Annotated in this window: 7 protein-coding genes; 5 read left to right on the top strand and 2 right to left on the bottom strand. The window is 52.5% G+C overall.

Annotated elements, in window-relative coordinates; translation table 11 throughout:
• Positions 1-35 precede the first annotated feature (35 nt).
• The 4 genes from B1728_RS01195 to B1728_RS01180 are packed head-to-tail and all read left to right on the top strand — an operon-like array spanning position 36 to position 6,011.
• Entirely contained in the window at positions 36-1,736 is a 1,701-nt protein-coding gene (locus B1728_RS01195) for an efflux RND transporter periplasmic adaptor subunit (RefSeq protein WP_079908349.1), read from the top strand.
• A gap of 28 nt (positions 1,737-1,764) precedes the next feature.
• Positions 1,765-2,502, top strand: coding sequence for an ABC transporter ATP-binding protein (locus B1728_RS01190; protein ID WP_079908348.1), 738 nt, complete (start codon positions 1,765-1,767; stop codon positions 2,500-2,502).
• Positions 2,499-3,680 carry an ABC transporter permease gene (locus B1728_RS01185; RefSeq protein WP_079908347.1) on the top strand — a complete coding sequence of 394 codons (1,182 nt, stop codon included), beginning with the start codon at positions 2,499-2,501 and terminating at the stop codon, positions 3,678-3,680. Before B1728_RS01190 ends, B1728_RS01185 begins: the two co-directional genes overlap by 4 nt.
• A 39-nt stretch (positions 3,681-3,719) precedes the next feature.
• Positions 3,720-6,011, top strand: coding sequence for a hypothetical protein (locus B1728_RS01180; RefSeq protein WP_079908346.1), 2,292 nt, complete (start codon positions 3,720-3,722; stop codon positions 6,009-6,011).
• A gap of 138 nt (positions 6,012-6,149) precedes the next feature.
• Here B1728_RS01180 and B1728_RS01175 read toward each other — a convergent pair whose 3' ends face one another.
• The gene (locus B1728_RS01175) at positions 6,150-9,311 is read right to left on the bottom strand and encodes an alpha-mannosidase (RefSeq protein WP_079908345.1); all 3,162 of its coding nucleotides are present in this window, start codon (positions 9,309-9,311) and stop codon (positions 6,150-6,152) included.
• A 57-nt stretch (positions 9,312-9,368) separates the two neighbouring features.
• Entirely contained in the window at positions 9,369-10,403 is a 1,035-nt protein-coding gene (locus B1728_RS01170) for a LacI family DNA-binding transcriptional regulator (RefSeq protein ID WP_079908344.1), read from the bottom strand.
• A 168-nt stretch (positions 10,404-10,571) separates the two neighbouring features.
• On the opposite strand from B1728_RS01170, the gene B1728_RS01165 reads away from it, so the two are divergent.
• Positions 10,572-11,372 (top strand): hypothetical protein, encoded by an 801-nt coding sequence (locus B1728_RS01165; RefSeq protein WP_079908343.1) that lies wholly within the window; start codon positions 10,572-10,574, stop codon positions 11,370-11,372.
• Positions 11,373-11,421: the final 49 nt, after the last annotated feature.

Here is an 11,421-nt window from a genome sequence, read left to right as displayed (position 1 = left end):
TAGAAAAGCTGAAATGTCGGAAAGGAGAAGCAAGAATGGGATTACTGCGCAGTAAAAAATGGATAGCCGTCGTCATCGGGCTGGCTCTTTGCGGTGGCGGTACATATTACTATTTGTCCAATAACACCAAAAAACCGGCTGCCAGCGCACAGGAAAAGGTAGCGGAGATTAAGAAGGGCGCCATTACGTCCTCCGTATCAGGTACTTCTCAATTTGAAGCGCGTGATGTCCAAAATATTATTGCTCCTGTAGAAGGAACGATCAAAACGATGAATTTGACCCGCAATCAGCAGGTCAAAAAGGGAGATGTCCTGTTCGTTATCTCCGACTTGAGTCTGGAAGCGAATCTGCAGGAAGCTCAAGTCAATCTGCAGCAGCAGGAGAAGGACCTCGAAGATTTGAGAACTCAGCAGAACAGCCTGAATATCTACGCCCCGATCAGCGGCACGCTGACATTAACCTCCAATCTGGATGTCGGCTCCAATGTGAGCAAGAACGGCCGTATCGGAACGATATCGGATATTTCGTCGATGACGACCAAGCTCCCGTTCCTGCTGGAGGATGCGGTTCAGCTCAAGAAGGGCGACACCATAGACCTGACCATTGACGGCTTCAACTTGACCAAAACCGCCGTCGTCGAATCCGTAGGACAACAGCCGAAAGGCGATGCAAACGGCAGCAAGTTGCTCGATGTGGAAATATCCGTGAAAAATGACGGCACCCTCGGCGCAGGCATGAAGGTCAAAGGAAGCGCTGTACTAGGCGGCAGAACAGCTCAATCCACCGATAAAGGCACCCTGGATTTTGTGAAGGTGGAAAGCGTCCTCTCCGCTGCCAGCGGTATTGTGAACAACGTCAATATCAAAACCGGCAATTACGTCAATAAAGGGGACCTTATCGTTTCCATTACGAACGACACGCTGCAAAACGATATTTTGAACAAGCAGGCGGCGATTGAGAGACAGAAGATTACCATCAAAAACTATCAGGACAAGCTGGACCAATTAACGGTTACCGCTCCGTTTGACGGCATCTTCTCCACGGACTTCGCCAACAAAAAGACCAACGTGCTTGCGAGCTACCCTGCAGGCTCGACCATTGAGGCGAATACGCAGCTTGGCGCCGTAGCCAACCTCGATTATATGCAGCTTCCCGTACAAGTCGACGAGCTCGATCTGCCTAATGTGAAGGTCGGCATGAAAGCGACGGTGAAGGTGGACTCGATTTCAAACAAAATCTATGAAGGCGAAGTCAATCAGGTCTCTACGGTCGGTACGACCACAAACGGCGTGACCTTCTTCGATGTCGGCATCTCCGTCAAGAATGACGGGCAGCTGCGTAACGGAATGACGGCCACTGCCGAGATCATTACGCAGGACAAGAAAGATATTTTGCTGCTTCCAATCGAGGCCCTTCAACAACAGCAGGGCAAACGTTACGTAACGCTGATGAATGCGGACGGAACGAAGGAAGAGAAGCATGAGATCAAGATCGGTATCCGCAACAAGCTGTATATCGAAGTTACCGACGGGTTGAAGGAAGGCGACAAGGTTGTGATTCCGGTTACCAAGAAAAACAATACGGCGACGCAAGCCGATATCGATAAAATTCGTCAGCAGTTCCAGCAAGGCGGAGGCGCAGGCGGTGCAGGTGGTGCCGGCGGCGCAGGCGGTGTGCAGTTTATCCAAAGAGGAGGAACCGGCGGGAATAGCGGCGGCGGTGGCGGCGGCCGTTAAGCAATAGCATGGAAAGGAGGATCTCCCTATGGAAGCTATCATTGCATTGAAAGACATCACGAAATCATACGAGCGAGGTGCAGAGAAGCTGCAAATCCTCAAAGGTGTATCAATGACGGTCACAACGGGTGATTTTGTGGCCATTGTCGGTCCCAGCGGATCGGGTAAATCCACGCTCATGAACACGATCGGCCTGCTGGACGTTCCTACCTCCGGCTCCTACAAGCTGGACGGCGTAGCCACGGAGAAGATGAGCGACAATCAATTGGCCGAGTTTCGCAATAAAAAGATCGGCTTTATCTTTCAGCAGTTTAATCTGCTGCCCAAGTTGAACGCCATTGAGAATGTTGAGCTGCCCATGATCTATGCAGGAGTCAGCAAAAAAGTCCGGCGGGAAAAGGCGCAGGCAATGCTGGAGCTGCTCGGCATGGGCACCCGCGGCCACCACAAGCCGAGCGAGCTCTCGGGCGGTCAGCAGCAGCGTGTTGCGATCGCACGAGCCTTATCCATCTCCCCCTCGCTACTGCTGGCGGACGAACCGACCGGGGCCTTGGATTCAAAGACCGGCAACGAAGTGCTGGAGCTGATGATCAGGCTGAACGATCAAGGCAATACCATCGTACTGATTACCCATGATAATCATATAGCCGAGAACGCAAGACGGGTAATCTCTATCCGTGACGGAGAGATTGTCCGGGACGAACGGCTTCGTCCTCTTCCCTCGCAGCCTGCTGAAGTCAAGCACGCAGTAGAGGTGATGAGATGAAGCTGCCCGAACTTATTTATATGGCGATGCGTACCGTCGTGAACAATCCGATGCGTACCCTGCTGACCATGCTCGGGGTTATTATCGGCGTCAGCTCGGTCGTAACTCTCGTCTCTATCGGACAAGGGACTTCAGCAGCCATTGAAAAGCAATACGAAGCACTCGGAACGAACCTGATCGTCGTTAACGTCATGGGCGTCGGACGCGCAACCCAGCTGGATTATAACGATCTGATGCAGCTGGAGCAGCTTCCCGAAATTCAGACTATTGCCCCGACGATCGTCAAGGGAAGCTCCAATATTAAATACGACCACACGCAGGAGAAATACACTGTGGTGGGTACGAATGAAAATTATTTAAGCCTTATGAAGGGCGAGGTCGCCTCAGGACGTTTTATCGCTGCGGCAGATCTCGATTTCCGCAATCAAATAGCCGTATTAGGCTCCACGGTAGCTCAAAAATATTTCGGGAACCTGGACCCGGTCGGGGAAGACATCAACATTGACGGTATCGTCTTCACCGTTGCCGGTGTTCTTAAGGAAAAGGGCTCCAATATTGGCGGGGGCGTATCGCTGGACGATTCTGTCTTCGTCCCGCTGGTTACCGCTCAAAGGTCCTTCAAACTTGGAAACATCCGTACGACCTATTTGGAGGCTCCTACGAAAGAACAGCTGTCTCAGGCCCAAACAACGATTACGCAGTATTTGACGTATAAATTCAAATCGGACTCCGGATTCCAGGTGATGAACCAGGATGAGCTGATGAAAGCCCGTGTCGCTGCGTCGAGCTCCTTGAACAATCAGTTGATCAGCGTAGCCTGCATTTCGCTGCTCGTCGGCGGCATCGGGATTATGAACATTATGCTCGTCACTGTCAGCGAACGGACGCGGGAGATCGGCATCCGCAAATCTATCGGAGCCAAACGCCGCAATATTCTGATGCAATTTCTGATCGAAGCGACGGTCATCAGCGGCCTTGGCGGCATTATCGGACTGCTGCTCGGCTGCGGACTTTCGCTCGCCTGGCCTTATTTCAACCCGAAACAGGAGACCCAGCTGTCGTTCGAGGTCGGGCTGTACTCATTCTTGTTCTCGGTAGCCGTTGGCATGATCTTCGGTCTATATCCGGCAAACAAAGCTTCCAAGCTCCGTCCGATCGACGCCCTTCGTACCGACTGACTAGTGCTACAGATAACGAAACATGGGAGGAGAATTCTGTTGAAAGACAAATCCAAGAAGCCGCCGTTCAGAGCGAGAAAAACAACGTTACTTTGCACGCTCGCCGTTTGCACCGCGTTAATGGCCAACGTCCCGTTGGCTTCTGCCGGCAAACCGGGAGTGTTTATTGCGAACGATACCTACTTTACATTGGAGAACGCCACCTTCACTGCGGGATCTGAATCGTCCGCGCTGCAATTTTCTATCAAAATGCACAACGGCAGCGAGGGTGCGGTAGATTTTAACGGTTATGGCGTTCAAATTATAGACGAACAAGGCAGCAGCTACCCTGCCAAGCTGACAAGCAAGCAGAATGCCCGCGTTAGCCCGGGTCAGGAGCAGCAATACAGCTTCGTTTCCCAGCTCGGAAAAAACGCCACCGCTCAAAATCTGAAGGTTCAGCTGTTCGCATGGGATTCGGGCTCTCCGACCTTTACCCGTACCATAGGCGAGCTTCCTGTATCCTCCGCGGTATCCAGCGAGCTCGATCCTGCCAAGCTGATGCTCATTTCGTTGAAGGATGTTGACTCCTCTTACAGCCAGGATGCCTTGGTCGCCATGCGGCTTGGCCAAAGCTATCCGGTGACGGAGAACGGGGTCCAATATTTGTTCACCGACCTGTATGTCCGAAATGCAGGATCATCGAACTTCCAGCTCCCATCCGGATTGCAATTCAGACTGAAGGGCAGCGATTCTATAACCTATACCGCCTCCCTGGTCAACGGCGGACAAGACACGTTGATCCCGGATAAGCTGACAAAGGTGAGACTCCGTACACCGGTGCCGGCTTCCTTCGATGCTAATTCCTATGCTCTGGAAGCCTTCTATACGGAGGATTCCGTGGACCGAGTGGCCGGCAGCGTCCCTTTAACCGGCACAATTGCCACCGTAGCGCTTGGAACTGAGCAGCCTTATTCGCTGTATGGTACGGACAAAGGCTTAAAAATCAAAGCCGAACAAGCAACGTCTACAAGACAAAATGACGGCTTCCTTGTCCAAAGCACCGTGACCCTGCGCAATGACGGCAGCGAGGTTCTTGCACTGCCTGCATTGTCAGCCACCTATTTGCTTGATTCGGAGACCTTGGCCGCTTCGGTGCAGGATAAATCCGTAACCACCGGATTTTTGGCTCCGGGCCAGTCCGCTACTTATAATTTTTCCGTACTGGTGCCTGGCGGGATCGATCCTGCCTCCGTTAAGCTGGCTTTGATGGAATCGCCGGGCAGTACCTCCTCCGGTTCCAGTTCAAATTCAAGCTCAAATAACGGAACGGGCAATTCCAGTACGAGCAGTTCAAAAGCATCGACAAGCTCCACGACAGCCAACAGCTCAAGCACGTCAGGAGCAGCCAATGAATCAACAAATGCGAATTCATCCAGCAGCAGCAGCAACAGTAACAGCAGCTCCAGCAAAAGCAGTGTCAGCACCGTCAATGTCAACAGCTACCCTGTTATGATCATTGATCTGAAGGGGATTCAGCGGACCAACAGCGCAGTGGTGCAGGCGAAGCCTTATCAAATGGGTACTCCGCTCAGCCTGGCGCCGAACGGCTTGATTGACAAGAACCTGGAAATTTCGCTTGTGGAGCTGCACATGCACGAGAACACGGATTACGGCTATAAAACAGCGATCGCCAAATATAAAATTACGAACAAAGGCAATGGAACGCTGCCTATTCCGGATATCGGCACCGAGCTGGTGAATGAATGGGGAGAGTCGTTCTCCGGGGTGAAGCAATCCTCCTCGGCCGCCACGATTATGCCTAACACCAGCTATGTCGTCAGTTACTCCTATATGATTCCGACCGATGTAACCGGGCAAAGCCTTGCCTTGAACGTCATAGATCCGAAGTCCGCCGCTCCTAACAAGCTGTCTATCGGTTCGTTCCAGGTAGCCGTCCAAAGCGAATCGAACGACAAGGTCATCAGCTTCTATCCGTTCGAGGTCTCCTTCGACGCCTACAGCATCGCAACCTTGTACAACAGCGGATATGTATATCAGCTGAGTCTGGACCTTAACATCACCCGTAAAGACCCTGTCATTGTAGATCAGAACTTCTCCAAAATGGAGTTTGACCTCGTAGACGGGCAAGGACGTATTCTGGGCTCCACCTCTGCCAGCTTTACAGGCACAGAGAAGCTCGTTAGTGGAAAGCAAAAAATCAGCTTCTCCAATATTAAGACCGAGGAGTTCGATAATAAGCTGAGCATCAATGTGTATGAAACCATTGAAACGCCTTCCGGCACGGCCAAACGGCTTGTGAAGCAGCTGACACAGGATTGGGGCAATTAATGCCATATACCCGATGGGCAAGCTTGGTAACACCATAGCACTACCCAAGATAAACCCTCGTAAGCAGTAAAATGCCACCCCGTTCCCCTTATGCGAAGGATACTTGCATAAGGAGACGGGGTGGTTTTCTTTTATCTATTATCGCATGTCGACCAGGAAGGTTTTGATTTCATACGGCTTCAACGGCAGCTTTTGAACCGCCGCTTGAATAGGCTCGCCTATCGGACGCTCCATCAGATCGCACTCCTGCCAGCTTTGAACGTCATAATCGCTCGATAGCTGTATCGTGCCTCTTTGCCCGGCAAACTCATGGAAGCGCAGCACGACCCGGCCGCCATCCTCCGCTTGCTTCACGGCATCGATATGAACATGACCTCCTGTGATACGGAACAGCGAACCCGGCACCTTGGCTTCTCCCGCCTGAGTCTGCATCGGTGCGTTCAAATCCCATGCTTCTTCTACCGTTTTGCCAGTCATCCAGTCCCCGGTATGCGGCATAAGGGAGTAAGTAAAGCTGTGCTCTCCCTGATCGGCCTGCGGATCGGGAACCAGCGCCGATTTCAACAGCGTTAATCGAATGACGTGGTCCTTGATGTCATAACCATACTTGCAATCGTTCATCAGGCTGACGCCGTAGCCTCGCTCCGACAAATCGGCCCATTGATGCCCAACCACTTCGAACCTTGCATAATCCCAGCTCGTATTCCAGTGTGTAGGCCGCTTGACGTTCCCGAACTGAATATCATAGGTCGCCTCGGTCGAGCGCACCTCCACAGGGAACGCCGCCTTCAGCAGCTTCCGCTGCTCGTGCCAGTCAACCGTTGTTTTGAAATCCATCCGCCGGGAATGAGCATACACAATCAGCTCCTGCTCTATGGTCGAGGCTCTATAGCTCCAGACAAACCGGACGACAGCACGCACAGCTCCCTTTTCAACGAGCTCTACAGATTGGAGTGAGCTAATTTCCTCCATTTTTTGCGTATAAAAAATATCGATGTCCCACGCCTCATGCCGCCCCTTCGGTTTATCCTCAAACACCTGCAGCACGTTGCCCTTCGCTCCTTCAGCCAGCACTTCGCGCTCTGCCGCTTTGTCCCAGATGGAAATTAATTGCCCGTTGTCATTCCATTGCAGGTTATAAAACGGCGTATCGATACCCTTTTCTTCCATGACAAAAGGTTCGCTTACCTTGTCTGCGGAAGCGCCGCGGCCTGGAATCCACCGAATGGCGGAGTGCCCGAGTGGAGGCACATTCTCGACCTGTACCCACCAGCCTGCCTTATCCCGCTGGCCTTCCAGCATACGGCCCGAGCTGTCCACCCAGCTTCCCTGTGCGCCCTGATCCGGCAGATTATCCGCTGAGATAATGACTAGACCGCTGCGTTCCCAGCCTGCACTATTCCATACAGTGACCGTTGTTTGACCGGCCTGCTCCACTTCTGCAACAAGCCCTGCCGCGGCTTGCATGTAAGCCTTTTGGATTCTGTTCTCAGCCTCCTCGTATTCGATTCTGGAATCCTCATACACCTCATGAATGGAGGAACCGGGAATAATATCGTGGAATTGGTTGCGCAGCACGATTTTCCAAGCCTCCGCCAGCTCAATCCGGGCATAGACGGACCAGTCCCCTTGAGCCAGACTGCCCATCACCCCCATCCATTCCGCCTCCCTGCTGAACAGCTCCAGCTTGCGATTCATCAGCTTATTGTAGGCTTGGCTGGTATACGTGCCCCTGTGCAGCTCCAAATACAGCTCTCCATCCCATGTATGGACATACTCCTTCGTATCAGCAACCGTTTGCTGCAGGGCTTCGAAATACTCGTCAACCCGTCCCGTCGTCACCTGAGGAATACCCGGCAGCTCTTGAAGCCTCCGTCTCAGCTCGAGCATTTCCCGGTTCACTCCGCCTCCCCCGTCTCCATAACCGTATGAAAGCAGCAGCTCCCGGTTGATCGGCTTATCCCGGTACGTTTCCCATATGCCTTTGACTGTACGGGCAGTCACTTCCCCGTTGTAGGTGTACAGCCACCCTCCGGCATTGTCCGGCGTTGTAATGAAATGAGTCAATATTTCTGTCCCGTCCATGCCTCGCCATTGAAACGTATCATGCGGCATCCGGTTATATTGGTTCCAGCTGATTTTGGTCGTCATGAACGTGGAAATTCCTGATTTGCGCAGGATTTGCGGCAGCGCCCAGCTATAGCCGAAGACGTCGGGGAGCCATAGATAGGTACACTCCACACCGAATTCTTCCTTCAAAAACCGGGTTCCGTACAAAAGCTGGCGCACGATCGATTCTCCGGAGGTCAAGTTGCAATCCGCCTCCAGCCACATGCCGCCGCCCGCTTCCCATTGGCCTTGGCCGACCCTTTCTTTGATTTGGGCATAAATATCCGGATAATCATTTTTGATATAATCGTACAGCTGCGGCATTGTTTGCAGGAATATGTAATCCGGAAACTGCTCCATCAGGCGAAGAACGGTAGAGAAGGAGCGTGCCGCCTTTTCCCGCGTATGCTTCAATCTCCACAGCCAGGCCACATCAATATGAGTATGCCCGATGCACCGAACCGTTACGGGGTGGTGCTTAGGCAGCTTCTGTACTGCTTCCCGCAGGCTTGCCGCCGCGGCGGTTACAGATGCATAGAAATCCTCCGAGCCCGGCTTTGACCAGTCGAGTAGCAAAAAGGCCTGATCCACAGCAGACAGCAGCATGACACTCTCCGGGGCATGCTCATCCAGCTCCCGCACCACCTGCAGCATGGCCAGGGCCGTATAATAAAGATCATCAGCGTCCTCATCCAGCCAGCACAGCTCCGCCTGCTTCAGCTGATGCTCCTGCACCGTGTTCGGCCGGTACCCCCCCATGCCGGACCATAACCGGAAACAAAGCTGAAGCACAGCCCCGGCATCGTGACCCTCAAAAAATACTTCCTTATGATTGCCGTCCACCCCCTGATAGGGCTCGCCATTGACATATAGCAGCGATTCAAATCCGGAGTTGTTCCCGCCGCCCGTTCTGCCAAAATCAAACCGCCCCAGCACCCTGCGTCCTTGCCATGCTTCAGGTATTTCCGTCTCCACAGCAAGCCAGAGATAACGGTCGCTTCCTTCCCAGCGATCGCCGATCCGCATAGTCCCTGCTTCCTTATTCTGCGATAACGGCCATGGCGGCCGCTCTCCCGTCCGTCCTTCCCGATCCTCCAAGCTATCAAAGGCTTCGATTCTCCGGCGGTCTCTATATCGAAATTCCGACAGCTCGCGCAAACGCTCTTGCAGCTTTTCCAATGTAAACAGCATGTTGATGCCTCCTTGATTTCGGATGAAATAACACGTGTTATATCCTATCAAAAAAAATTATGTCAGCCGTCCGACGCTTTCTCTCTCTTCCAGCATCGCTTTTACCCAAATGCCGCTTTTATCCTCCATCCCGCGGCGCCCTTCGACATATTCGAGGAGTCTTTGCGCGGCCAGCCGCCCCATCTCCCGATAAGGTACTTCAATGGAGGTAATAGCCGGGAACAAATGCTGGTTGATTCGTTCTGTATTATCGCATGCCATAAGATGGATGTCTTTGCCCGGCTGCATCCCGAGCATCTGAGCGGCACGGCTGACGTATACCGCTCCGCGGGACCAGTTCGTCAGCAAGACTCTGGATAAGGGCTGAAATTCCCGGGTCCACTGTGTCCAGAACTGCGCCCTCTCAATCCAGGGCCCATCCGTTTCAGTGAAAATGAGAGGCTCCACGCCATGAGAGGCAGCCCATCCTTCATAGGCCTTACGCCGTTCCTGATCCCCCCAGCCAAGCGGAGTAGGATGGCGGAGCTCCAGATAGGCAGGCATCAGCTTCGTTCGTTCCCACATGAAATCCAATGCGCGGTGAACGCTCTCCTCGTAATCCATCAACACGGAAGGAATACCGGAGTGATCGTGATACCCCTCTACGGAAACGTAAGGCAGCTGATATTGATGGACAGTCTGCACCCATTCCTCATTCACCCGATGCGGCCGGTCCAATGCCATGATTCCATCAATACGGCGCTGTAAAAATAAATCCAGCATGCTCTCCTGTCTTTGCTGTGAGCTGCCTGACGGGTATAGCAGCACGTGGTACCCCTGGCTTGCGCAAACCTCCTGCATTCCCTCAAGCACCTGCAAAAACATCGGATTCGAAACATTCCCGTATGCGGCCAAGCAATGGCTTCTCCCGGTTTTCATTCCGCGCGCTTGCGCATCCACCTGGTAATTCAGCTCCCGGATGACTTCCAGCACCAATTTGCGCTTCTCCTCGCTCACACCGATGCCCGGAGTTCCGTTCAATACGGCGGACACGACGCTTCGGGATACGCCTGCCCGTTTTGCTACGTCAAAGCTGGTTACTCTTTTGTTCATGTATGGCACCTCAAACCAAAAATAACACGTGTTATACCAAAAAGCAACAGGTATCTTTCAGTTTTTTCCTGCATGAAGGCTTGCATGTTTCTCCGAAAATTCTCATAAAGGATGGAAGTATCATCCATACTATAGAAACAACTACCGTGATACGGAGGCATTGGGCTCATGGCACATCTTCGGAACAAAATGCTGCTTCTCGCTGCACTGATCATCACTATCGTCTCGTCTGTATGTACCTCACCTGCGGCTGCCGATCTCCCTTCGCCTAAGCAGAACAAGGATTCGGAGCACGTCAGCTCTACCTATCTGCTCCAGGCTGTCAAAGCCGACCTCACGGGAGATTCCATTCCGGATGCCATCATGCTTAGCGGCACCAATCAGAGTCCCTCCTCCGGTTATTATGATAAGTTGAACATCCGTGTCCTGATTTCTTCCGAAACGGGACCTATGGATATTGCCTTACCGGGCGGTTACAATCCCTATATGCAATTGCTCGATGTCAACGGAGACAGGATCAACGATATTTGTGTATATGTCTCTCCCGACAGTCAAGGCGGGTCTCCGTCAATAGTCCTATACACGATTCAGGATCAGCAGCCTGTTGCATTGCCTTTGCCCTCTCCGCTTGCATTAAAAGGGGTGCTCAAGGATCATTATAAGGTGCCGGTGACGATTCAAAATACGAATGAGACGTACATGCTGGAGCTCTCAGAACGAAAATCGCTCTACGAAGCTATGGGCTATTATCAAAACGGACGGCTGCTTCAGCCAGCCAGCATCATAAGCAGCGGGTTTCATAAGCTGGAGCCGGTCGACCGGGACACGGACGGTATCTGGGAGATGAAAGGAATCCAGCACATCGCGATGCTATCTAACGACAACACGATTGCCATTGCGGAATCCTTATGGAAGTGGCGTTACGGACAATGGACCCTGGTCTATGCCAAAATCATAAGCGCCTCTTAAACGGCGTACGCAAAAAACCAAGCAGCTCCTTTAAGCCGCTTGGTTTTCA

This window comes from Paenibacillus sp. 32352, from assembly GCF_002042965.1.
GTDB lineage: Bacteria > Bacillota > Bacilli > Paenibacillales > NBRC-103111 > Paenibacillus_S > Paenibacillus_S vulneris.
Note: the sequence above shows the minus strand (reverse complement) of the source record. Positions and strands in the feature narration are given on the sequence as shown.

Bases quoted from the DNA above. Each gene is read 5' to 3' on its own strand.
- B1728_RS01195 (WP_079908349.1), top strand. From the start codon at position 36: ATGGGATTACTGCGCAGTAAAAAATGGATAGCCGTCGTCATCGGGCTG.
- B1728_RS01190 (WP_079908348.1), top strand. From the start codon at position 1,765: ATGGAAGCTATCATTGCATTGAAAGACATCACGAAATCATACGAGCGA.
- B1728_RS01185 (WP_079908347.1), top strand. From the start codon at position 2,499: ATGAAGCTGCCCGAACTTATTTATATGGCGATGCGTACCGTCGTGAAC.
- B1728_RS01175 (WP_079908345.1), bottom strand. From the start codon at position 9,311: ATGCTGTTTACATTGGAAAAGCTGCAAGAGCGTTTGCGCGAGCTGTCG.
- B1728_RS01170 (WP_079908344.1), bottom strand. From the start codon at position 10,403: ATGAACAAAAGAGTAACCAGCTTTGACGTAGCAAAACGGGCAGGCGTA.
- B1728_RS01165 (WP_079908343.1), top strand. From the start codon at position 10,572: ATGGCACATCTTCGGAACAAAATGCTGCTTCTCGCTGCACTGATCATC.